Consider the following 22,066-nt stretch of genomic DNA (forward strand, 5'->3'; position numbering starts at 1 on the left):
GACCCCATGGTCATCGAAATGCGGGTGCGCCAAATCGCCCCACGGGATGGTTTCCGCAGGTCGATTTGGCGTTGCCGGGTCATACCGGGGTACTAGACGGCGGCATCAGGACACGTCGAGCGCATCGCCTTCGGGGTCGGGGCGCCGTTCTCGCCTGCGATTCTCCCTGCGAATCACCCGGCCGGGGTTGCACCACCCCGCCGGATGCTCGTTTTCGGCCGAATTGCGCTCGGGGTCGATGGATCTCGGTGGATCCCACACGACCCGGGGTTCCTCCGGGCCATTACCCGGGCGGGACCACCACTTGTCGGGGTCGGTCCTCGAGTCGTCGGTGTTCGCGTGGGTGCCGGGGTCGACGAACGTGAAGTTCGGCAGATCGGTCTTGCCGCCGAACTTCCAGCCTTGGATGTGGTGCATGTGGCACGACGCCGCCGGCGCCGAGGACATCGGTGCCGAACTCATCCCCTCCTCTCCGAAGAGAGCGAGGTACTGGTCCATCGATCCGAGCCTCCGCGACCGCCCGAAGTACAGGGTCCGGCCCCGGAAATCGAGGACCTGGAGGAACAGGTTGCGGGCATCGCAACGCTCGACGGCATCGGCCACCGTCATCTGCACGTTCGTGTCCGTTGACGCGGTTCCGTTGAGCGCCAGCAGCTCCGCCAACGTGGTCACCGCGACGATCGAGGTCGTCCCCCGCGCCGGCGTCAGACGACCACGCTTCCGCTTGTGCGTCCGCCCGCCGTCACGGTCGGAGATCCCGTAGCACGTATCGGAATCCGCACCGAAGCTCGGATCGACGACCGCGCCACCGCGACCCGACGGGGAATCATCCTCGGCCCTGCCACCGCCCTCGGGCGCCATGCCATCTCCCGGGCAAGGGTCCACGTCGGGGCCCTCGTCATTTTGCGGCCGAGAACCTCCCGCGGAGTCCACACCACCCTCGGGTGCTCCACCGTCCGGATCCGAACCCCACCCTTCACCGCCGGTCGGGTCGGCGCCGCGACCGAACCCCGCGGCCAGCGCGGCTTCCACGGCGTCGTGAAGGCGCTGGGAAGGTGTGCGCAGGTCATCCGCGGCGTCGTCAAGCAAACCACCGGGGCGCCCATGATCGGCGGCGAGCCTCTTGAACAGCGCGGCCAGATGCGGCGTGAGATGGCCGTAGATCTTGCTCATGCCGTCATGGCCCTGCTTGCCCACGCGGATCGAACGGTTCCGCTTGCGATCCTCGTCGGTGTACGGGTCATCGATCCCGAACAGCGCGCGCAGCATCGTCCCGAGCTGATCGAGGTCATCGACGCGGATCTTCTCCACCAATTCGGCGATGTGGGGATCGGCCTTTTCGGTGAGTTCCGCCTGGATCTTGAATGGCATGGAGCGAATCGCCCGGTCGATCTTCTCCACCGCATCGGCGCCGATGACGCCCTGTTCCACCTTCTCCCGCACCGCAGGCATGTACTCGGGATTGGTGGAGGAATCATACTGGGGCTCCCACTGATGCAGCCGATGGTGCGCCGCGGCACGCCGGCGACCCTCGGCGCGCGACGTGTTCGCGCACTCCGCGAACCTCTTCGCCACCGCCCGATCCGGCACATGGTGATGCGTCCGAAGCACCTTCATGAACTCCGCGTCGATGATGGCCATCCTCTTGCGCGCCCGCTCCAGGGCCGCGTACGCGTCGTCGACCTGCTGCCGATCCAGCCGGTCCCACCCACCGGTCGCCACCTCGACCGCCTCGCCGATGGTGGCGATGGCGGCGAGGAGGTCCGTGGCACATCCCGCTGGTCCGGTCATGCCCCCATCATCACGGAGCTTCACGACGATGGCCAGCCGAAACCCGAACTATTTTTCGATCTCATATGAACCCGACAAAGCGGCCGCCCACATCGCGCTTCCCGCACACGTTTTACCAACGTTGCATGCCAGAAAGGCCATTACCCCCGCACACTGCACCCATCGTTGTATTTTCGAGCGCCGACATGGATACCGCTTCCCCGTTCGATTAAGTGCGCCTCATGCACGCTCTTTGCTCGGCTGTCCGCCTGCCCAAATTCCCCGGTGCGCCTTCCGAGATTCCCAGCCAACTCCCACAACGTCCACCGGCCCGCAGCGCCCCTCCCCTACTCCAGCTCGCCGACGCCGACGCGCCCGGTGCTCAGCGCGAACAACACGGCGTGGACGCGGTCGCGGGCGCCGGTTTTCATCAGGATGCGCCCGACGTGCGTCTTCACGGTCGGCATCGCGATGTACAGCTCCTCCGCGATCTCGGCGTTCGTCCGCCCGAGCGCGATCAGCCGCAGGATCTCCTCTTCGCGCAGCGTCAGCGGGTCCGGCAGGTCGTCGCGGATCCCCGCCTCCCCGGCGGTCCCGCTTGACGACGGCCCATCGCCCCTCGTTTCCGCGCCCTTCCCGAGCATCGGCCGGACCTGCGCGATCAGGCGCGCGGCCGACCTCGCCGACAGCGCCGAATCACCCGCTGCCACGTCGCGGATCGCGGCCAGCAACTCTTCCGGCGCCGCATCCTTGAGTAGGAATCCGGAGGCGCCGGCGGCGATGGCGTCGGTGACGTATTCGTCGATGTCGAAGGTGGTCAGCACGAGGATCCTCGGGCCGCCACCCGGCCCATCCGCACCCTGCGCCTCATCCCCTCCTTGCGCATCGACCGCACCCCGGGGGCCGGCCGCGCCGAGAATCCGCCTGGTGGCCTCGATGCCGTCGACGCCGGGCATCCGGATGTCCATGAGGATCACGTCTGGCGCGTCGTGGGCGGCCAGCGCCACGGCGCCCGCGCCATCATCGGCCTGCCACGAAACCTCCATGTCATCCTGCGAATCGACGACCATCGCGAAACCGGCGCGCACCAGCGACTGATCATCGGCCAGCGCCACCCGGATCACGCCGTCGCCTCCGCCGCCGCCGTTCATCGTCTCTGCCCCATTCATCACGTCCGCCCCGCCGCTGCCGTTCATCGTCTCTGCCCCATTCATCGCGTCCCTTCCTCCGGCAGCCGCGCGGTGACGGTGTATCCGCCCGGCGCGTCATCGATGTCCAGCGTGCCGCCGTGCAGCGCCACGCGCTCCCGCATTCCCGTGATGCCCCGGCCGATGCGCGGCGCGCCGCTTCTGCTTCGCGACGCCTCCACCTCGACGTTGCCCGGCCCCGCGTCGTTGTGCACCGTGACCGTGCAGCCGCGCCTACCCCACTCCAACCGCACGTCGACCGCAACGTGGCCCGCATGTTTCAGCGCGTTGGTCAGGGACTCCTGGATGATGCGGTAGATGGTCAGCTGCGTCGTCGCGCCAACCACCGGGCGCGGCCCCTCTTCCTCGAAGGTCACGCGGAGTCCCGCCCTCGTCGATTCCGCGACGAGCTGCGGCAGCGCATCCAGGCCGGGCATGGGGGCGAACTGCACCTCCGCAGCGCCCCCACCCGACGCGCCCCGTCCCGACTCACCGCGGGCCGACTCATCCCCGCCCGACTCACCCGCGGCCGAATCCGCCGCAGGGCCGGACCGGGCCGACGCCGGGCCGTCGTCAAGCGGGGCAACCGCCCCGTCCTCGGCCGGATCCCGGAGCACCGACAGCAACTGCCGCATCTGCCCCAGGGAATCGCGGGCGGTGGAAGCGATGTTCTCCAGCGCCTCCACGGCCTTGTCGGGGTGCTTGGCGGCGATGAACCTGCCGCCGTCGGCCTGCGCGATCACGGCCGTGAGTGAATGGGCGACGATGTCGTGCATCTCGCGTGCGATGCGCGTGCGCTCCGCGATGGCGGCGAGCTCGGCGCGGTCGCGAAGGGACGTCAACTCCTGGTCGCGGCGGCGGCGGTTGGAACCCCACATCCAGAAGAAGCCCAGCACGCACAGGGCGGGCAGGGTCTGCACCAGCGCGACCTGCCACGACACGACCAGCGCCTCGCCGCGCAGCAGCATCGCCGCGGGCACGAACACCGCCACCGCGGCCCAGGCGGGCCGGCGCCACCGCACGGGGCAATGGCGGCCCAGGTGGAACATGGCGAAGGCGGTGACGATGAACGCGGAATACGTCGTCGGCAACGCCAGCAAGTGGATGAACAGCAGCACGGGCAGCGCCACGGAGGTGAACATGGGCAGCAGCCGTCGGACGGTCAGCACCGCCCCGGCGGCGATCACCCACGCCAGATGGGCGGGCGACATCCACTCCGGGTAGTCGAGGAAAGACTGCGGCCACCACGCGTTCGGGCCGAATATGTACTGCTGATCCAGGCTGCGGGTCATGGCCAGGGCGACGAACGCCCCGGCCCCGTCGACCACCGCCCGCAACCACGCGGGCAACTCCAGGCGGCGATCCGCCCACCGGGGCGTTTTTCGCTGTTCGGATGGACCTTCGGACATGCTCCCACGCTAATGCGCCGGCGGGCGCCGCCGGATCATGCCGGAGTATGAGCCCGCGGCCACCCAGCTTTTTCTTATGTTCTGCTAACTTGAGCGCATGGCGACCGTCACATTCGAGCGAGCACAGCTCACCTACCCGGGCGCGGACGAGCCCACCGTCAAGGACCTGGATCTGGACATCGCGGACGGCGAATTCCTGGTCCTCGTCGGCCCCTCCGGCTGCGGGAAGTCCACGTCGCTGCGGATGCTCGCGGGGCTGGAGGAGGTGACCGGGGGCCGGATCCTCATCGACGGCCGCGACGTCACCCGCGACGACCCGAAGGACCGGGACATCGCGATGGTGTTCCAGAACTACGCCCTGTACCCGCACATGTCGGTGCGCGAGAACATGGGATTCGCGCTGAAGCTGGCGAAGGTGGGAAAGGCGGAGCGCAACGGGCGCGTGGAGAAGGCCGCCGCGATGCTCGACCTCACCCCCTACCTGGACCGCAAGCCGAAGGATCTGTCCGGCGGCCAGCGCCAGCGCGTGGCCATGGGGCGGGCGATCGTCCGCGAACCGCAGGTGTTCCTCATGGATGAGCCGCTGTCGAACCTCGACGCGAAGCTCCGCGTGCAGACCCGCACGCAGGTCGCCGCTCTCCAGCGCGAGCTGGGCGTGACGACGGTCTACGTCACCCATGACCAGGTGGAGGCCATGACCATGGGCGACCGGGTGGCCGTGCTCGACCACGGGGTGCTGCAGCAGGTCGCCCCGCCGAAGGAGCTGTACGCCCGGCCGGCCAACGTGTTCGTCGCCGGGTTCATCGGTTCGCCGTCGATGAATCTGATGCGGGGCCGGCTTGACGACGGCGCGGTCGTGATCGGAGGCCGCCGCATCCCCGCGGACCCGGCCGTGGTCGGCGGGCTCGGCGGGCACTCCGGGGACGTCATCGTCGGCGTGCGCCCGGAGGACACGGCGGTGGCCGCGGAGGCGGGGGCGCCCGGCGCAGCCGACGGAACAGCCGGCGGCATCGGCGCGACCGTGGCGCTGGTGGAGGAGCTCGGCGCGGATTCCTACGTCTACGCCCACCCGGATGACGCGATCACCGGCGGCCGCGGGGACTCCGGCACCGCCGCGGCCGAGCCGCTCATCGCCCGGGTCGGCGACGGCGCCGCGCCGCCGCTCGGTTCGCGCGTCGTCCTCGCGCCGGACCCGGCGAAACTGCATCTCTTCGACGCGGCCACGGGCAACCGACTGAACTGAACCTCGGCCGTGCGCCCGCCGGCTGCACGCCCGCCTGCCACGCCTACCCGTTGCCTCCGCGCGTCACGCCCGCCCCCGCACCTTAAACGACCCTGTGATTCGCCCCACATAACCTTTAGACTCAAACACGTTCCCGGATTGCCGGGGACGATCACGGACACGAAAGGACGACCATCATGGTCTCATTCCGCAAGTCGCTCCTCGCCGGCATCACCGCCACCGGCCTGGTGCTCGCCGGCTGTTCCTCCGATGGCGACGGCGGCGGCGCCGGCAACGCCGCGGCCAACGAGGGCCAGGACGCCCGCGGCCCGATCACCTTCGCGATGGGCAAGAACGACATCGAGAAGGTGCAGAAGATCGCCGAGCGCTGGAACGCGGAGCATCCCGACGAGAAGGTCAAGATCCACGAGCTGGCCGGCGAGGCCGACGCGCAGCGCGAGGCCCTCGTCCAGTCGCTGGAGGCCTCGTCGGGCGAGTTCGACGTGATGGCCCTGGACGTCACGTGGACCGCGGAGTTCGCCGCCAACGGGTACCTCGTGCCCTTGCAGGACGCCATGAAGGTCGACACCGACGGGCTGCTGAAGCCGGCCGTCGAGTCCGCCACCTACAACGGCACCCTTTACGCGGTGCCGCAGAACACCAACGGCCAGCTGCTGTTCCGCAACACCGAGCTGATCCCCGAGGCCCCGAAGGATTGGGAGGGCCTGCGCAAGTCCTGCGAGCCGCTGCCGGAGGACAAGGGCTGCCTGACGCTGCAGCTGTCGCAGTACGAGGGCCTGAGCGTCAACACCCTCGACGCCATCCACGCCTGGGGCGGTTCCCTCATCGATGACCAGGGCAAGGTCACGGTCGACTCCCCCGAGGCGAAGGCGGGCCTGCAGGCGCTGGTCGACGCCTACGGCGACGGCACCATCACCAAGGAGTCCACGGGCGCGACGGAGGAGGAGACCATGCAGGCCTTCACCAACGAGAAGTCCGCGTACGCCGTGAACTGGCCGTACATGTTCGACGCCGCCGGCGAGACCCCGGTGGCCGGCAAGTTCGAGGTCACCCCGCTGGTCGGCCCGAACGGCGTCGGCGCGTCCACCCTGGGCGGCTACAACAACGGCATCAACGCCCACTCGAAGCACAAGGCCACGGCCCGCGACTTCATCGAGTACGTCATCTCCGAGCAGAGCCAGATGGGCTTCGCCGAGGAGTCCTTCCCGCCGGTGCTGGCCTCGATCTACGACGATCAGAAGCTGATCGAGAAGTTCCCGTACCTGCCGGCGCTGAAGGAGTCGCTGGAGAACGCCAAGCCGCGCCCGGTGTCGCCGTACTACAACGCCATGTCCAAGGCCATCCAGGACAACGCGTACGCCGCCATCAACGGCAGCAAGGACGTGGACAAGGCCATCGCCGACATGAAGGCCGCTCTGGAGCAGGCCTCGAAGTAGCGGGGCGCGGTGCCCCGGCGACGGGGCCCCTCCCCAAAAGCCGCGAAAACCGGGATCCAGCGCCCGTCACGCGGGTCATGACCGAACATCGAAGGAGAGTCGAGCGTGTCCACGTCGACCGTCGGCGAGCACAGTGATCGGGTGCCGCCGGACCACGCCGAAGAGTCGGATTTCGGCGATGGCATGACCATGGGCGGGACGCGTTCCCGGTGGAGATCGCGGCTGAAGGTCCCGCTGCTGGTCGGCCCCGCGCTCGCGGTGCTGGCGGTGGTGATCGGCTACCCGGTCATCCGCGCCATCTGGCTGTCCTTCCAGGCCGACCGCCACATCGACCCAGACACGGGGATGTTCGTCGAGGGCGGGTTCGCCGGTTTCCAGCACTACCTGTACTGGATCACGCAGCGCTGCATGCTTTCCGACGGCACCGTGGGCACCTGCGCCCCGGGCACGTTGTCCACGGACTTCTGGCCCGCGGTGGGCATCACGCTGTTCTTCGCCGTCGTGACGGTCACCCTGGAAACCCTGCTGGGCCTGGGCATGGCGCTGGTCATGGCCCGCGATTTCGCGGGGCGCGGCATGCTGCGCGCGGCGGTGCTGGTCCCCTGGGCCATCCCGACGGCCGTGACGGCGAAGCTGTGGCAGTTCATCTTCGCGGACTACGGGATCGCCAACAAGCTGCTGTCGCCGCTGACCGGCGAAACCATCCGCTGGACCACCGACCCGTGGGCGGCGCGCTCGGCGGTCATCGTCGCCGACGTGTGGAAGACGGCGCCGTTCATGGCGCTGCTCATCCTCGCCGGCCTGCAGATGATCCCCCGCGACGTCCACGAGGCGGCCCGCGTCGACGGCGCCACCCCGTGGCAGCGGTTCCTGCACATCACGCTTCCGCTGGTGAAGCCCGCGCTGATGGTGGCGGTGCTGTTCCGCACGCTGGATGCGCTGCGCATGTACGACCTCCCGGTGATCATGATCTCCTCGTCGTCCAACTCCCCGACCGCCACGATCTCGCAGCTCGTCGTCGATGACATGCGGCAGGGCAACTTCAACTCCGCGTCGGCCCTGTCGACGCTGGTGTTCCTGCTGATCTTCGGCGTCGCGTTCGTCATGATCCGTTTCCTCGGCGCCGACGTCTCGGGCTCGCGCGGAATGAAGAAATCCAAGAAGAGCGAGAGCACGGAGGCGAAGCAATGACCGTCGCCAAGCGAATGCGCTCGTGGGCGGGGAACTACCTGGCCGTCATCCTGATCCTGGTGTGGGGTCTGGCGCCCTTCTACTGGATGCTGGTCACCGCGCTGCGGGACAAGGCGCACACGTTCGACACCACCCCGTGGTTCACGCACGTGACGCTGCAGAACTTCGAGGATGCCCTGGCCACCGACAAGGGCAACGACTTCCTGGGCGCCATCGTCAACTCGCTGGTGATTGGCGCGGCGACGACGCTGATCGCGCTGGCGGTCGGCGTCTTCACCGCATACGCGCTGGCGCGGGTGGATTTCGCCGGCAAGGGCTTCGTCACCGGCATCATCCTCGCGGCGTCGATGTTCCCCGGCATCGCGCTGGTCACGCCGTTGTTCCAGCTCTTCGGCGAGCTGAAGTGGATCGGCACCTACCAGGCGCTGATCATCCCGAACATCTCGTTCGTCCTGCCGCTGACGGTGTACACGCTGACCAGCTTTTTCCGCGACCTGCCCTGGGAGCTGGAGGAAGCCGCCCGCGTCGACGGCGCCACCCGCGGCCAGGCGTTCCGCATGGTCATCCTGCCGCTGGCCACGCCGGCGCTGTTCACCACGGCGATCCTGGCGTTCGTGGCCACGTGGAACGAGTTCATGCTCGCCCGCCAGCTGTCGAACACGGCCACGGAGCCCGTCACCGTCGCCATCGCCCGGTTCACCGGCCCATCGGCGTTCGAGTACCCGTACGCGGCGACCATGGCCGCCGGCGCCCTGGTGACCATTCCGCTGGTGATCATGGTGCTGATCTTCCAGAAGTGGATCGTCTCCGGCTTGACGGCCGGCGGCGTGAAGGCGTGAGGGTTTCCGCTTGACGACGGCCCGCCGCACCGCGTGCACCGCCTAGACTGACTTCACATGACCGGAATGCACCAGCCCCACCACGACGCCAAGGCCCGCAGGATGCGGGTGGAGGCGGTGGCGGGGTTCATGTTTTTCTGGACCCTCGTCGTCGGAGGTTGGGCGGTCTACCGCATCGCCGTCGGGGAGCCGTCGGTGGCGCTCAGTTTCGCGCTGCTGGTCTTCGTCATCGTCGACGTGGCGATCTGGCGGAAGTGGCGCACCATGGCGTAGCCGCGGCGGCGCCCGGCCCGAACATCAGACCGTGGTCGGATGCGCCGGGACCTCCGCCGTGCTCGGATGGGGGGCATGAAGAAGCGCACGAAAATCCTCGCATGGCTCGGAGGCATCGCCGCCGTCCTCGTCGTGGCCGGGTTCGCACTCGTGTGGGTGCTCGGCCCGACGATGGGCGCGATGCTCACCGGCAAACCCATCTTCCTGGTTCCGCCGTCGCCCGAACGGTACGCGTCGGCCGCCCTGGACCTCATGGAGGGCCAGGGCATCCACGGCGATTCACCGGAGTTCGCCGAGGCGCGGGCCGAGGCCGAGCGGATGCTCGACTCCGCCGATCTCAAGGACTATTCGGACACGTGGCCGGCGCTCGACCTGGCGATCAACGCGGCGGGCGGCAAGCACTCCAAGGTGCTCCGCCCCGACGGCGGCAACGGCACCGGGGGCTCGGGTTCCGCGGACGCGGAACCGACCGTGACGTCCGAGCCGGCGCAGGGCGAGGGCGGCACCGGTGACGGCGGCAATGGCGACGGCGATGGGGCGCGCGTGCTCACGGCCACCGTCCCCACGCATGGCGGCGACGGCGGCGGCCCGGAGTCCCAGCGCTACGCCGATGCCCTCGCCTCCGGCATTGCCCGCGAGGTGAAGGCCGGTGCCTGCGGCGCCATCGTGGACCTGCGCGGCAACAACGGCGGCGACATGGGGCCGATGGTCGCGGGACTGTCGGCGCTGCTCCCCGACGGTGAATTGCTGTGGTTCGACGGCCGCGGCTACTCCACGGCGGTGACGCTGACGGGCGGTTCGATCCAGGGCGGCGGCTCCAACATCACCGTCGACGCCGGCCCGAAGGCGGAGATCCCCGTGGCGGTGCTCGTCGACGGCGGCACCGCCAGCTCCGGAGAGGCCACGATGCTGACGTTCCGCGGCCTGGACGGCTCGCGGTCCTTCGGCGCCCCGACCGCCGGCTACGCCTCCGCGAACATGACCCATGAATTCCCGGGCGGCGCGAAGCTCATGCTCACCGTGGCCAAGGACCGGGACCGCACGGGCGCCGTCCACATGGACGACCCCGTCGAACCCGACGAGGTGACGGGGCAGTCCCCCGAAGACGCGAAAACCGCGGCGCTCGCGTGGTTGTCCACGCGAGGCTGCGGTCGGTAGGCGGAGCGTGAGCGGTCGGCGCCCGGGGCGCGGCGCCCGGGGGCACGGGCCCGGGTCCGGTGCCGGCCCCTACTCCCCCATGAGGCTGTCGCGGAGGTTCTTGTCCTTCCGCAGCACGGCGTCGCGCATGTCGGCCTGGTACTTCTCCATCGCCTCGACGAGCTCGGGGTGGCCGGCGGAGAGGATGCGCACGGCCAGCAGGCCGGCGTTCTTCGCACCGCCCACGCCGACGGTGGCCACGGGCACGCCGCCGGGCATCTGCACGATGGACAGCAGCGAATCCATGCCCTCGAGGTTCTCCAGCGCGCGCGGCACGCCGATGACCGGCAGCGGCGTCGCCGACGCCACCATCCCCGGCAGGTGGGCGGCCCCGCCGGCGCCGGCGATGATGACCTTCAGGCCGCGCCCGGCCGCCGACTTCGCGTAATCGAGCATCCGCTCCGGGGTGCGGTGGGCGGACACGACGCCCACTTCGAAGGGCACGCCGAATTCGGCCAGCGCCTCGGCGGCCGGCTGCATGGTCGGCCAGTCGGAGTCGCTGCCCATGATCAGGCCGACCAGCGGCCCGTCGACGCCATTCAACTTCGCGGTCATGTTTCCCATCCTCTGCTTCGTGTGCTTCGTGCCGGTTCTGTTTCGTGCCGGTTCCGTTCAGTGCCGGCTCCGTCCGGCGCCGGCTCTACTTCTCCACGTACCCGTCGGCCCACACCGCGGTGACGATGTAGCCCGCCGCCAGGTCCGCCTCGCGCCGCGTCGCCGCGACGCCCTCGGGCGAACCATCCCGGCCCGGGACGTTGACGTGCCCGAGCTTGCGGCCGGCGCGGTATCCCTTGCCGTACCAGTGGATCTTCGCGTGCGGGAAGCGGCGCCACACCGCGGCGAAGCGCTCGCGCATGGGCATGTCCGGGTCCTCATCGGCGCCGAGGGCGTTGGCCATCACGGTCACCGCCGCGGTCGGGGCGACGTCGCCGAGCGGGTAGTCAAGCACGGCGCGCATGTGCTGCTCGAACTGGCCGGTCGCCGCCCCGTCCTGCGTCCAGTGGCCGGTGTTGTGCGGGCGCATGGCCAGCTCGTTGACGTAGATCTCCGGCTGCCCCGCGGCATCCCGCGTCTCGAACAGCTCCACCGCCAGCACTCCCGTCACACCGAGTTCTTCGGCGATGCGCACGGAAAGGTCGCGGGCGCGCGACGCCAGGCCGTCGCCAAGCCCCGGAGCGGGGGCGATGGCCTCCACGCAGATGCCGTCGCGCTGCACCGATTCCACGACCGGCCAGGCCGCGACCTCGCCGGACGGCGTGCGGGCGCACATCGCGGACAGCTCGCGGGAGAGGTCGACCTTCTTCTCCGCCATCAGCGGGACCCCGTCCGCCAGCAGCTTTTCGACGAGACCGGGCAGCTCATCGGCGTCCGGGAACCACACGCCGTGGCCGTCGTAACCGCCGCGGCGGGCCTTCAGGCAGACCTCGCCGCCGACGGCCTCCGAGAAGCCGCGGGCATCGTCGACCGACTCGATGGCGGCGAACGGCGGCACCGGGGCGCCGATCTCCCGCAGCTTCCGGCGCATGACCAGCTTGTCCTGCGCATGCACCAGCGCATCCGGGCCGGGCTGGACGGAGATGCCGTCGGCCTGCAGCGCGCGGAGGTGCTCGGTGGGCACGTGCTCGTGGTCGAAGGTCACGGCGTCGACCGGGCGGATCGTGCCGTCGGCGCGAACGCGCGCGGCCCGGCGCAGGTCCTCCAGCTCCCGGTAATCCCCCAGCTCCACGTCGCGGCAGATCTGGGCGGCCGAGGAATCGCGGGACCCCGCCAGCAGGCGCACGGACTGGCCGATCTCGATGGCGGCGGTCTGCATCATGCGGGCCAGCTGGCCATCGCCGATGACGGCGACGACGGGCATGCCCGGCGCGTGCGCCGGATTGGCGGGCACGGGACGGTCGGCGGATTCGTTCTGGCTGTTCTCCGGTGCGGTCACGCATCCATCATAGGCGGCGCCCCGGCACCGCCCCTCGACGGCGCCCGCCCCGGCGACCGTTCCCGGGGCGGCTAGGATTGGTGCCCATGCAGGTTCATGCCGTGGGATTCGATCGCGACCAGTACATCAACCTCCAATCCGAGCACATCCGCAGGCGCCGCGAATCCGTGGGCGGCCGCCTGTACCTGGAAATGGGCGGCAAGCTCTTCGACGACATGCACGCCTCCCGCGTCCTGCCCGGCTTCACGCCGGACAACAAGATCGCCATGCTCGAGCGCATCAAGGACGACATGGAGATCCTGGTGTGCATCAACGCCCGGGACCTGCAGCGCAACAAGGTCCGCGCCGACCTGGGCATCCCCTACGAGGAGGATCTGCTGCGGCTGGTCGACGTCTTCCGCGAGCGGGGGTTCCTCACCGAGCACGTGGTGCTCACCCAATACGAGGAAGGCAACGCGGCCGCCGCGGCGTTCCGCACCCGCCTCGAGCGCCTGGGCATGAAGGTGTCGCTGCACTACATCATCCCCGGGTACCCGGCCGACGCCGAGAAGATCGTCGGCGAGGACGGCTTCGGCCGCAACGAATACGCCGAAACCACCCGCGACGTCGTCGTGGTCACCGCCCCGGGCCCCGGCTCCGGGAAGTTGGCCACCTGCCTGTCGCAGATCTACCACGAGCACGTGCGGGGCACCCCCTCCGGCTACGCGAAGTTCGAGACGTTCCCCATCTGGAACCTGCCGCTCGGTCACCCGGTGAACATGGCGTACGAGGCCGCCACCGCCGACCTCGACGACGTCAACATGATCGACCCGTTCCACCTGTCCGCCCACGGCGAGCAGGCGGTCAACTACAACCGCGACGTCGAGGTCTTCCCGCTGCTCAAGCACCTGCTGGAGCTCATTTCGGGCCGCTCGCCCTACGAGTCACCGACGGACATGGGCGTGAACATGGCAGGCTTCGCCATCTCCGACGACGACGTGTGCCGCCACGCCGCCGAGCAGGAGGTGGTCCGCCGCTACTACAAGGCGCTGGTCGACGAGCGCCGCGACGAGGCGGACCCGATCGTCTCGGACCGGATCGCCATCATCATGGGCAAGCTGGGCCTCAACCGCCGCTCCCGGCCGGTCGTCGAGCCGGCCCTGGAGCTGGCGGCGGCCACCGGCGCCCCCGCGTCGTCGATCCAGCTGGCCGACGGCGAGATCATCGTGGGCAAGACCTCCCCGCTGCTGGGCTGCTCCGCCGCGATGCTGCTCAACGCCCTGAAACACCTGGCCGGCATCGACCCGCGCGTGGACCTGCTCGCGCCGTCGTCGATCGCGCCGATCCAGACGCTGAAGACCCGCCACCTGGGCAGCCGCAACCCGCGCCTCCACACCGACGAGGTGCTCATCGCGCTGTCCGTCTCGGCCGACGGCGACGACAACGCCCGCCGCGCGCTCGACGAGCTGGCGAACCTGCGCGGCTGCGACGCCCACACCACGACCATCCTCGGTTCCGTGGACGAGGGCATCTTCCGCCACCTGGGCATCCTGGTCACCTCCGAGCCGGAGTACCAGGTCAAGCAGCTCTACCGGAAGCGGTAGGGGACGGAGGCGGCGGAGGTGCGGCGGGCTCCGCCGCACCCCCATCTCTGATGGAAGCTCTGATACTCCCCGCATCCATCAGAGCTTCCATGCAAGAAGGAAGTATGCTGCAAGCATGAACAGCATCGATGTTCCCGCTCAGATCGAGTACCTCCGCGCAATTGGCGGGGACACCTGGAACATCGAAGCGAAAAGCGCCGACGGCGGATTCCCGGGCTCGCTGGACGAAACCCTCAGCGCGTTCGCGAACATGCCCGAAGGCGGTCTGATCCTCCTCGGAGTATCAGAGAACGAAGGCGGAATCGACGTGCCGGGCGTCGCCGACCCTAAGGCCCTCATGGAGCAATTGGGATCCAAGGCTCGGCACCGTTTGCATCCGCCGTTGCAGCTTGGGGCGGTGGAAGTCCATGAGGTCGAGCACCGGAACGTCGTCGCGTGCATCGTTCCACCCCAGGACCCATCCTTGCGGCCGTTCAGGGTGGGAAAGAACGGGCCCGCATTCATTCGCTCGGCAGACGGCGACTACGAACTCAGCGAACCAGAAGTCCGGGTCATTCTCGCGCAGATGGAACCTCCCCGGTTCGACAGGAAACCGGTGGCCGGCGCCGACGTCGACTCCGACCTGGATCCGAGATTGCTGGAGGAGTACCTGAGCCAACAGCGATCCCGGGCGCCCCGCCTAAGGGGCATGGACCGCCACGAGCTCTTGGTCAGGACGAACGTCATCGACCCCGAGAGCGGGAATCCGACCATGGCGGCGCTGTACGCACTGGGGATCCATCCGCAACAGTTTTTTCCCACGCTGTCGGTGAAGGCACGGGCCCTCCCGGGGCCCGACGAAACGCCGGGGGTGCGGCTGCGCAATCAACGGGAATTCGCGGGCCCCATACCTGACCTACTCGAGTCGACCGTGGAATGGATCGTGGAGAACATCGGCTCGACGGTCGTTTTCGATGCGACGACGGGCCATGGCCGAAACGTCCCGGAACTGCCTTTGGTGGCGCTGCGCGAGGTGGTCGCCAACGCTCTGGTCCACCGGGATCTATCTCCGGCCTCGCTCACCAAGTACGTGAACGTCGTCCGGCGGCCGGGGAACGTGCTCGTGACGAACCCGGGCGGCCTGTGGGGTTTGACGGAACGGCAGCTTGGCACGACGCCCCCGAGCGCGCGAAACCCGGTCCTGTACGAAATGTGCAGATCGATCACGACCGCCGACGGGAATCGAGTGGTGGAAGCGAGCGCCACGGGCATACCGGCCATCCGCCGCGCGCTCCAGGAAGCGCACTTGTCCGCGCCCCGCTTCCGCGATCGGGTCATTTCATTCGACGCGGATCTTTCGTCCACTTCGTTGCTGTCCGCGGACGAACTCGAATGGTTGCATTCGATTCCCCAGCTCCCCCACTTGACCATCGGGCAACGCGTTGCGATCGTCGCCCTCCATAACGGAAGGGAAATCACGAACGGCGGGTTCCGCGCGGAGTTCCCGACGATGGACTCCGTCGAGGCGAGGCGCCAACTGCAGGAACTGGTCAGATTCGGACTCGCCAAGACGCGGGGAGAGCGGGGCTCGACCGTATACGTCCGGCCCGACGCACCGGATCCGGTGCCATCGGGCACGCCACGGTACCCCGGAGAACCCTCCGCCCAACGGACCCGGATTTCCTCGGAAGCCAAGAGGGAGTTGATCGTCTCGGCCCTGGCGAAATCACCATCGCCCCGATCCAGGGCGGAAATCCGGGACCTGACGGGACTCAGCGAAGGCCAGTTGAATCCCATGATCACCCAGTTGCAACGCGAGGGCGTGCTGGAGCCCACCGAACCACTGCAATCGCCGAATCAGCGATACAGATTGGCCGGGGAATCCGCCGCGAACGGATGAGCGCCGTCAGGTCATGCGGTGGACCATCTTCGCCACCTTGCGGGTGGCGGGGACGTCCCGGATCGCCATCGGCGGCCCGAACGGCGACACCCGCAGCTGCAGGACGTTGCCGCGCCGGTCGACGCCGTGCACGGTGCGCAGATCGACGGTCACCACGCGCGGCCGCAGCAGCCCCCGCCGCAGGATGATCCGCCGGTCCGTCAGCACGAACCGCTCGCCCAGCCACTCCAGGGCGGGCTTGACGACGCGCCACGCGACCAGGATCGGCCACATCATCAAGAGGAAGTCGCGCAGGCCCGCGAGATCGCCCGGCGCGATGCGGGGCGAGTCGATGAACCCGATGAGCAGCCAGATCACGCCCGTGATCGCCGCGAGTTCCAGCAACGGCCAGGTCAGCCGGCCGAACACCGGGTTGGTGTCCACCAGGACGTCTTCGTCGTCGTCCATCTCATCCCAGGGAAACGCCATGCCTACTTCGCGGCCTCCCCGGCGTACCCGCCGTCGGCGGAGCGGAGGTGCCGCACGTCGCCGGCGGTGACGGTGCGTTCCACGCCGTCGCCGTCGCGCACGACCAGCTCACCGTCGTCGAGGATGCCCACGGCCTCGCCGACCACGTCGCCGCCGCCCGGCAGCTCCACTCGCACGCGGGTGCCCAGGGTCAGGCAGGTGGCGCGGTAATCGGCCATCATGGCCTCCCGGTTGAAGCGCCACTGCCGTTCGCGGCGGTCGAGGGCGTCGAGCAGGCCCGCCGCCAGCTTCGTGCGGTCCAGATTGGATGCCCCCGCCAGGGCCAGCGACGTCGCATGCGGCACGGGCAGCTCGTCCTCGCGCAGATCCACGTTGACACCGATGCCCACCACCAGCGCAGGCGGGGCGATCGACGCGGCCTCGACGAGGATGCCGCAAAGCTTGCGGCCGCCGAGCAGGACATCGTTGGGCCACTTCAGGCCGACCTCGGGGCGCGCCGCGGCGTCGTCGTCAAGCCCCTCCCCCTCGCCCGCGACCGGCAGCCCCGCGACATCGCGGACCATGTCCACCACGGCCAAGCCCGCGACCAGCGGCAGCAGGCCGAGGTCCTCCGGCCGCACGCCCTCGGGCCGGAACAGGGCCGACGCCGCGATGGACGCGCCCGCGGGGGCCGTCCACGAACGGGACAGGCGGCCGCGGCCCGCGGTCTGCTCGGAGGCGACCAGGGCCACGCGGTCCGGCGCGCCCTCCGCCACCATGCGCGTGACGTCGACGTTCGTGGAACCCGTCGACTCCACGGCCAGCACCCGGCGCCACCGCGGCAGGGCGGCGCGCAACGCGGCGGAATCCAACGGGGATCGGGGGTCATGGCTCATGGCAACGCAGTCTAGCCGGGGGTGCGGATCAACCCGAACGCGAAAAATTCCGGCGTTCGACCGCGGCCGTTATGATCCCGTTATTTTCCCGTGACCTGGACGTATGGAAAACGCTGTTCCCCATCCAGCAAGTTACGGTTTTGGCAAGTGACATTTGTCACACAACGTTGGCTTCACCTTTTCGCTCCCAAACGCTATCTTCCTCAAACATGACCTTCTCCTCACGTTTGCTCCCCGCCGATCAGGACACCGCCGCCGCGTCCGCCGCCGAGTTCGGCGACGACCGCCCGCCGCAGACCACCGCGGCGAAGAACGAGGACCTGCTCCGCCGCCGCGCCGAGGCCACCATGCCCGTCGGCCCCGCCGCGCACCAGAAGGTCCGCGACAAGGGCCGGATGACCGCGCGCGACCGCATCGCGCACCTCCTCGACGAGGGCTCCTTCGTCGAGACCGACGCGCTGGCCCGCCACCGCACCAAGGACTTCGGCATGGACGCCAAGCGCCCCGCCACCGACGGCATCGTCACCGGCTGGGGCACCGTCGACGGCCGCGAGGTCTGCGTCTTCTCGCAGGACGGCACCGTCTTCGGCGGCGCCCTCGGCGAGGTCTACGGCGAGAAGATGGTCAAGCTGCAGCAGCTGGCCATCAAGACCGGCCGCCCGATCGTCGGCCTGTACGAGGGCGCCGGCGCCCGCATCCAGGACGGCGCCGTGTCCCTCGACTACATCGCCCAGACCTTCCACTACAACGTCAAGGCCTCCGGCGTCGTCCCCCAGATCTCCGTCATCTTCGGCGCCTGCGCCGGCGGCAACGCCTACTCCCCCGCCCTGACCGACTTCGTGGTCATGGTGGAGAACTCCTCGCGCATGTTCGTCACCGGCCCCGACGTCATCAAGACCGTCACCGGCGAAGAGATCAGCCAGGAAGAGCTGGGCGGCGCGACCACCCACATGGAGCTGGCGGGCAACACCCACTACACCGCCACCGACGACGAGGACGCCCTCGACTGGGTCCGCGACCTCCTCGACCACCTGCCGGACAACAACCGGGTCATCCCGGAGATTATCGAGGACGACTTCGACCACGAGGTCAACGAGGACGACCTCGCCCTCGACTCGATCATCCCCGACAACCCGTCCCAGCCGTACGACGTCCGCGACGTCATCGGCGCCATCGCCGACGACGGCGACTTCATGGAGATCCAGGAGGGCCGCGCCGACAACGTCGTCATCGCGTTCGGCCGCATCGAGGGCCGCGTGGTCGGCTTCGTGGCCAACCAGCCGCTGCAGTTCGCCGGCTGCCTGGACATCGACGCCTCCGAGAAGGCCGCGCGCTTCGTGCGCACCTGCGACGCCTTCAACATCCCGCTGGTCCTGCTCGTCGACGTCCCGGGCTTCCTGCCCGGCTCGGACCAGGAGTACCAGGGCATCCTGCGCCGCGGCGCGAAGCTGCTGTACGCCTACGCCGAGGCCTCCGTCCCGAAGATCACCGTGACCATGCGCAAGGCCTACGGCGGCGCGTACTGCGTCATGGGCTCCAAGGGCCTGGGCGCCGACCTGAACCTGGCGTGGCCGACCGCGCAGATCGCCGTCATGGGCGCCGCCGGCGCCGTGGGCTTCCTGCACCGCCGCGAGATCAAGGCCGCGCTCGAGCGCGACGGCGACGCGTCGGAGCTGGTCAAGGAGTACGAGCAGGCCTACGAGGACCACATGCTCAACCCGTACCTCGCCGCCGAGCGCGGGCTCATCGACGAGGTCATCCTCCCGTCGGAGACCCGCACCCGCATCGCCCGCAACCTGCGCCTGCTCCGCGACAAGAAGGTCTCCTGGCCCGCCCGCAAGCACGGCAACATGCCGCTGTAGCGGCCGCCCGCGGGGCGGTGGCCGGAGCGTTTTCCGGCCACCCCCGCGACGCCCCCCGATACTCCCCAAAGCGAACGCCGGTTGCCCCCATTTCCCGTACCGAAGTTCCCTGAACGTAGACTCGTGAACATGACGACTGCCGCAAACACCTCCACCGGCAACGAGCCGGACAAGTCCACCACCGCTGGCAAGCTCGCCGATCTGCGCGCGCGCCTCGCCGAGACCCAGGCCCCCATGGGCCAGGCGTCCATCGATCGCGTCCACGACAACGGCAAGCTCACCGCCCGCGAGCGCATCGAGTTCCTCCTCGACGACGGTTCCTTCGTCGAGATCGACGCCCTGGCCCGCCACCGCTCCAAGAACTTCGGCCTGGACTCACGGCGTCCGGTCACCGATGGCGTGGTCACCGGCTACGGAACCATCGACGGCCGCAAGGTCTGCGTGTTCTCCCAGGACGGCGCGATCTTCGGTGGCGCGCTCGGCGAGGTCTACGGCGAGAAGATCGTCAAGATCATGGACCTGGCCATCAAGACCGGCGTGCCGATCATCGGCATCAACGAGGGCGCCGGCGCCCGCATCCAGGAGGGCGTCGTCTCCCTGGGCCTGTACTCCCAGATCTTCTTCCGCAACACCCAGGCCTCGGGCGTCATCCCGCAGATCTCGCTGATCATGGGCGCCTGCGCCGGCGGCCACGTGTACTCCCCGGCCCTGACCGACTTCATCGTCATGGTCGACGGCACCTCGAAGATGTTCATCACCGGCCCGGACGTCATCAAGACGGTCACGGGCGAGGAGGTCACCCAGGAGGAGCTCGGCGGCGCCGGCACCCACATGGCCACCTCGGGCACCTCGCACTACACCGCCTCCGACGACGAGGACGCCCTGTCCTTCGTCCAGGAGCTGGTCGGCTACCTGCCGTCGAACAACCGCGCCGAGCCGCCGCGCATGGAGGCCGAGCCGTTCGAGGGCTCCATCGCCGACAACATCAACGAGACGGACCTCGAGCTCGACACGCTGATCCCGGATTCCCCGAACCAGCCGTACGACATCAAGGACGTCATCACCCGCCTGGTGGACGACGGCGACTTCCTGGAGATCCAGGAGGACTACGCGCAGAACGTCGTCATCGGCTTCGGCCGCGTCGAGGGCCGCTCGGTCGGCTTCGTGGCCAACCAGCCGATCCAGTTCGCCGGCTGCCTGGACATCAAGGCGTCGGAGAAGGCCGCGCGCTTCGTGCGCACCTGCGACGCCTTCAACATCCCGATCATCATGCTGGTCGACGTCCCGGGCTTCCTGCCGGGCACGTCGCAGGAGTTCGACGGCATCATCCGCCGCGGCGCGAAGCTGCTGTACGCCTACGCCGAGGCGACCGTCGGCAAGATCACGGTCATCACCCGCAAGGCGTACGGCGGAGCGTACTGCGTCATGGGCTCCAAGGACATGGGCGCCGACATCAACCTGGCGTGGCCGACGGCCCAGATCGCCGTCATGGGCGCGTCGGGCGCCGTGGGCTTCATCTACCGCAAGGAGCTGAAGGCCGCCGCCGCGGAGGGCAAGGACGTCGCCGCGGTGCAGAAGGAGTACGAGGCCGAGTACGAGGAGACCCTGGTCAACCCGTACATGGCCGCCGAGCGCGGCTTCATCGACGCCGTCATCCCGCCGTCGGAGACCCGCGGCCAGATCATCGAGGGCCTGCGCCTGCTCGACCGCAAGGTCGTCAACGTGCCCGCCAAGAAGCATGGGAACATTCCGCTGTGACCGATAACGCCACCGACACCACCGCCGACAACGCCGAGGGGCAGGAGGCCGCCAAGGCCCCGTTCCTCAAGGTCCTCAAGGGCAATCCGACCGATGCGCAGGTCGCGACGCTGGCCGTGCTGTTCGCCGGCATGGCCAACGGCGCCGCCGACGCCGGCCCGAAGGGCCCCCGCAATCAGTGGGGCAACCTGGACGAGCGCCTGCAGCAGCCGCTGAGCTTCAACCCGGGCAGCTTCCAGAACGTCCAGTTCTACTAGGCAGCTTCCCCGGGGGCCGCTTCCGCTGGGCCGCTCCACCGGGCCGCTTCCGCTGGGCCACTTCCCCCGGCGCCACTTCCCCCGGCGCCACTTCCACTGGGCCGCGGGGCGCCCCGCGCGCCCGCTTTGCGACGACGCCGCCGTCTCCCCTTCACCGGGGAGGCGGCGGTTTCGCCGTTTCGACCCGCTACCGTTGTCTGCCATGAGCACGGAACACGCCCACCGCATCGTCTTGGCCTCCAGTTCCCCGTCCCGCCTGATGGTCCTGCGTTCGGCGGGCGTCGAACCGGAGGTGTCGCCGCCGGAGGTCGACGAGGACGCGATCCTCGACGAGTTGGCCGCTCGCGGGGCGGACGCGGGCACCGTCGTCAAGGCGCTCGCGGAGGCGAAGGCGGCCGCGGTGGCCGGCGACCTGTCCCCCGCCCCCGGCGCGGGTGCGACGGTGGTCATCGCGTGCGATTCGATGCTGCTGATGGGCGGGGAATTGTCCGGCAAGCCGCACACCGTGGACGAAACGGTGCGGCGGTGGCGTGCGCAGCGGGGCCGCGACGCCGAGCTGGTGACGGGTCATTCCATCACCGCGGTGCTGCCCGACGGGAGCGTCCGCTCCGCGACGGAGGCGGTGTCGACCGTCGTTCGCTTCGGCGAACCGTCGGACGCGGACATCGCGGCCTACGCGGAGTCCGGCGAACCACTCGGCTGCGCCGGCGCGTTCACCCTCGAAGCACTCGGCGGCTGGTTCATCGACGGGATCGACGGCGACCCGTCGAGTGTGCTGGGGCTGTCGCTGCCGCTGATCCGCCGGACGCTGGCCGGTTGGGGCCTGGACGTCTCGGCGTTCTGGAACCGGCCGTCGGGGGCCGCCTGACCCGCCGGTGGCCCGCTCCCCCGCGTACCCGGCGGGGA

At 69.3% G+C, this 22,066-nt stretch carries 19 protein-coding genes; 12 read left to right on the plus strand and 7 right to left on the minus strand.

From position 1 onward, the window contains the following. Nucleotides 1-105: 105 nt before the first annotated feature. The 3 genes from CHAN_RS11130 to CHAN_RS11140 form a co-directional block, all read right to left on the minus strand. A complete protein-coding gene (locus CHAN_RS11130) occupies nt 106-1,791 on the minus strand; it encodes a DUF222 domain-containing protein (protein WP_290289786.1) in 1,686 nt (561 codons plus the stop codon). 326 nt (nt 1,792-2,117) lie between these two features. Next, nucleotides 2,118-2,894, minus strand: coding sequence for a response regulator (locus CHAN_RS11135; protein ID WP_290293489.1), 777 nt, complete (start codon nt 2,892-2,894; stop codon nt 2,118-2,120). Between the two features lie 86 nt (nt 2,895-2,980). Then, nucleotides 2,981-4,366: a sensor histidine kinase gene (locus tag CHAN_RS11140; RefSeq protein WP_290289788.1), complete on the minus strand. Its 1,386-nt coding sequence runs from the start codon at nt 4,364-4,366 to the stop codon at nt 2,981-2,983. Nucleotides 4,367-4,463: 97 nt separating this feature from the next. On the opposite strand from CHAN_RS11140, the gene CHAN_RS11145 reads away from it, so the two are divergent. The 6 genes from CHAN_RS11145 to CHAN_RS11170 all read left to right on the plus strand — a co-directional run bounded on the left by CHAN_RS11145 (nt 4,464) and on the right by CHAN_RS11170 (nt 10,506). Then, on the plus strand, nt 4,464-5,609 hold the full coding sequence (locus CHAN_RS11145) for an ABC transporter ATP-binding protein (RefSeq protein ID WP_290289790.1): 1,146 nt from the start codon (nt 4,464-4,466) through the stop codon (nt 5,607-5,609). Between the two features lie 176 nt (nt 5,610-5,785). Then, nucleotides 5,786-7,045, plus strand: a complete 1,260-nt coding sequence (locus CHAN_RS11150) for an ABC transporter substrate-binding protein (protein WP_290289792.1) — start codon at nt 5,786-5,788, stop codon at nt 7,043-7,045. Nucleotides 7,046-7,228: 183 nt separating this feature from the next. Next, the gene (locus tag CHAN_RS11155) at nt 7,229-8,236 is read left to right on the plus strand and encodes a carbohydrate ABC transporter permease (protein WP_377748486.1); all 1,008 of its coding nucleotides are present in this window, start codon (nt 7,229-7,231) and stop codon (nt 8,234-8,236) included. Further along, the gene (locus CHAN_RS11160; protein WP_048741055.1) at nt 8,233-9,075 is read left to right on the plus strand and encodes a carbohydrate ABC transporter permease; all 843 of its coding nucleotides are present in this window, start codon (nt 8,233-8,235) and stop codon (nt 9,073-9,075) included. Before CHAN_RS11155 ends, CHAN_RS11160 begins: the two co-directional genes overlap by 4 nt. Nucleotides 9,076-9,132: 57 nt before the next feature. Beyond that, nucleotides 9,133-9,348 carry a hypothetical protein gene (locus CHAN_RS11165; RefSeq protein ID WP_290289794.1) on the plus strand — a complete coding sequence of 72 codons (216 nt, stop codon included), beginning with the start codon at nt 9,133-9,135 and terminating at the stop codon, nt 9,346-9,348. Nucleotides 9,349-9,423: 75 nt separating this feature from the next. Continuing rightward, nucleotides 9,424-10,506: a S41 family peptidase gene (locus CHAN_RS11170; protein WP_290289796.1), complete on the plus strand. Its 1,083-nt coding sequence runs from the start codon at nt 9,424-9,426 to the stop codon at nt 10,504-10,506. Between the two features lie 69 nt (nt 10,507-10,575). Here the strand turns inward: CHAN_RS11170 and purE are convergent, their stop codons facing one another. Continuing rightward, nucleotides 10,576-11,100: a 5-(carboxyamino)imidazole ribonucleotide mutase gene (gene purE, locus CHAN_RS11175; RefSeq protein ID WP_048741930.1), complete on the minus strand. Its 525-nt coding sequence runs from the start codon at nt 11,098-11,100 to the stop codon at nt 10,576-10,578. An 85-nt stretch (nt 11,101-11,185) separates the two neighbouring features. Beyond that, a complete protein-coding gene (locus CHAN_RS11180) occupies nt 11,186-12,403 on the minus strand; it encodes a 5-(carboxyamino)imidazole ribonucleotide synthase (RefSeq protein ID WP_377748487.1) in 1,218 nt (405 codons plus the stop codon). Between the two features lie 161 nt (nt 12,404-12,564). Here CHAN_RS11180 and CHAN_RS11185 point away from each other — a divergent pair, with 161 nt between their 5' ends. Together CHAN_RS11185 and CHAN_RS11190 are read left to right on the plus strand one after the other, a co-directional pair. Beyond that, on the plus strand, nt 12,565-14,061 hold the full coding sequence (locus CHAN_RS11185) for a DUF1846 domain-containing protein (protein WP_048741049.1): 1,497 nt from the start codon (nt 12,565-12,567) through the stop codon (nt 14,059-14,061). 115 nt (nt 14,062-14,176) lie between these two features. Then, nucleotides 14,177-15,940, plus strand: a complete 1,764-nt coding sequence (locus CHAN_RS11190) for an RNA/DNA-binding domain-containing protein (RefSeq protein ID WP_290289805.1) — start codon at nt 14,177-14,179, stop codon at nt 15,938-15,940. Nucleotides 15,941-15,946: 6 nt separating this feature from the next. Here CHAN_RS11190 and CHAN_RS11195 read toward each other — a convergent pair whose 3' ends face one another. Both CHAN_RS11195 and CHAN_RS11200 read right to left on the minus strand, forming a co-directional pair. Further along, on the minus strand, nt 15,947-16,408 hold the full coding sequence (locus tag CHAN_RS11195) for a PH domain-containing protein (protein ID WP_290289807.1): 462 nt from the start codon (nt 16,406-16,408) through the stop codon (nt 15,947-15,949). Between the two features lie 2 nt (nt 16,409-16,410). Further along, on the minus strand, nt 16,411-17,283 hold the full coding sequence (locus tag CHAN_RS11200) for a biotin--[acetyl-CoA-carboxylase] ligase (RefSeq protein WP_290289809.1): 873 nt from the start codon (nt 17,281-17,283) through the stop codon (nt 16,411-16,413). A gap of 209 nt (nt 17,284-17,492) precedes the next feature. On the opposite strand from CHAN_RS11200, the gene CHAN_RS11205 reads away from it, so the two are divergent. The 4 genes from CHAN_RS11205 (at nt 17,493) to CHAN_RS11220 (ending at nt 22,028) form a co-directional block, all read left to right on the plus strand. Further along, nucleotides 17,493-19,145, plus strand: a complete 1,653-nt coding sequence (locus tag CHAN_RS11205) for an acyl-CoA carboxylase subunit beta (protein ID WP_082144332.1) — start codon at nt 17,493-17,495, stop codon at nt 19,143-19,145. Between the two features lie 129 nt (nt 19,146-19,274). Beyond that, on the plus strand, nt 19,275-20,903 hold the full coding sequence (locus CHAN_RS11210; RefSeq protein ID WP_290289813.1) for an acyl-CoA carboxylase subunit beta: 1,629 nt from the start codon (nt 19,275-19,277) through the stop codon (nt 20,901-20,903). Beyond that, nucleotides 20,900-21,160 (plus strand): acyl-CoA carboxylase subunit epsilon, encoded by a 261-nt coding sequence (locus CHAN_RS11215; protein ID WP_048741028.1) that lies wholly within the window; start codon nt 20,900-20,902, stop codon nt 21,158-21,160. Before CHAN_RS11210 ends, CHAN_RS11215 begins: the two co-directional genes overlap by 4 nt. A gap of 202 nt (nt 21,161-21,362) precedes the next feature. Beyond that, nucleotides 21,363-22,028 carry a Maf family protein gene (locus CHAN_RS11220; protein ID WP_290289817.1) on the plus strand — a complete coding sequence of 222 codons (666 nt, stop codon included), beginning with the start codon at nt 21,363-21,365 and terminating at the stop codon, nt 22,026-22,028. Nucleotides 22,029-22,066: the final 38 nt, after the last annotated feature.

Origin of the sequence: Corynebacterium hansenii, assembly GCF_030408795.1 — a bacterium.
Lineage (GTDB): Bacteria > Actinomycetota > Actinomycetes > Mycobacteriales > Mycobacteriaceae > Corynebacterium > Corynebacterium hansenii.

What these genes read in the sequence shown, in the direction of transcription:
- CHAN_RS11130 (WP_290289786.1), bottom strand. Translation starts at nt 1,791, where the DNA reads ATGACCGGACCAGCGGGATGTGCCACGGACCTCCTCGCCGCCATCGCC.
- CHAN_RS11140 (WP_290289788.1), bottom strand. Translation starts at nt 4,366, where the DNA reads ATGTCCGAAGGTCCATCCGAACAGCGAAAAACGCCCCGGTGGGCGGAT.
- CHAN_RS11145 (WP_290289790.1), top strand. Translation starts at nt 4,464, where the DNA reads ATGGCGACCGTCACATTCGAGCGAGCACAGCTCACCTACCCGGGCGCG.
- CHAN_RS11150 (WP_290289792.1), top strand. Translation starts at nt 5,786, where the DNA reads ATGGTCTCATTCCGCAAGTCGCTCCTCGCCGGCATCACCGCCACCGGC.
- CHAN_RS11155 (WP_377748486.1), top strand. Translation starts at nt 7,229, where the DNA reads ATGACCATGGGCGGGACGCGTTCCCGGTGGAGATCGCGGCTGAAGGTC.
- CHAN_RS11160 (WP_048741055.1), top strand. Translation starts at nt 8,233, where the DNA reads ATGACCGTCGCCAAGCGAATGCGCTCGTGGGCGGGGAACTACCTGGCC.
- CHAN_RS11165 (WP_290289794.1), top strand. Translation starts at nt 9,133, where the DNA reads ATGACCGGAATGCACCAGCCCCACCACGACGCCAAGGCCCGCAGGATG.
- CHAN_RS11170 (WP_290289796.1), top strand. Translation starts at nt 9,424, where the DNA reads ATGAAGAAGCGCACGAAAATCCTCGCATGGCTCGGAGGCATCGCCGCC.
- purE (WP_048741930.1), bottom strand. Translation starts at nt 11,100, where the DNA reads ATGACCGCGAAGTTGAATGGCGTCGACGGGCCGCTGGTCGGCCTGATC.
- CHAN_RS11180 (WP_377748487.1), bottom strand. Translation starts at nt 12,403, where the DNA reads ATGCCCGTCGTCGCCGTCATCGGCGATGGCCAGCTGGCCCGCATGATG.
- CHAN_RS11185 (WP_048741049.1), top strand. Translation starts at nt 12,565, where the DNA reads ATGCAGGTTCATGCCGTGGGATTCGATCGCGACCAGTACATCAACCTC.
- CHAN_RS11190 (WP_290289805.1), top strand. Translation starts at nt 14,177, where the DNA reads ATGAACAGCATCGATGTTCCCGCTCAGATCGAGTACCTCCGCGCAATT.
- CHAN_RS11195 (WP_290289807.1), bottom strand. Translation starts at nt 16,408, where the DNA reads ATGGCGTTTCCCTGGGATGAGATGGACGACGACGAAGACGTCCTGGTG.
- CHAN_RS11200 (WP_290289809.1), bottom strand. Translation starts at nt 17,283, where the DNA reads ATGAGCCATGACCCCCGATCCCCGTTGGATTCCGCCGCGTTGCGCGCC.
- CHAN_RS11205 (WP_082144332.1), top strand. Translation starts at nt 17,493, where the DNA reads ATGACCTTCTCCTCACGTTTGCTCCCCGCCGATCAGGACACCGCCGCC.
- CHAN_RS11210 (WP_290289813.1), top strand. Translation starts at nt 19,275, where the DNA reads ATGACGACTGCCGCAAACACCTCCACCGGCAACGAGCCGGACAAGTCC.
- CHAN_RS11220 (WP_290289817.1), top strand. Translation starts at nt 21,363, where the DNA reads ATGAGCACGGAACACGCCCACCGCATCGTCTTGGCCTCCAGTTCCCCG.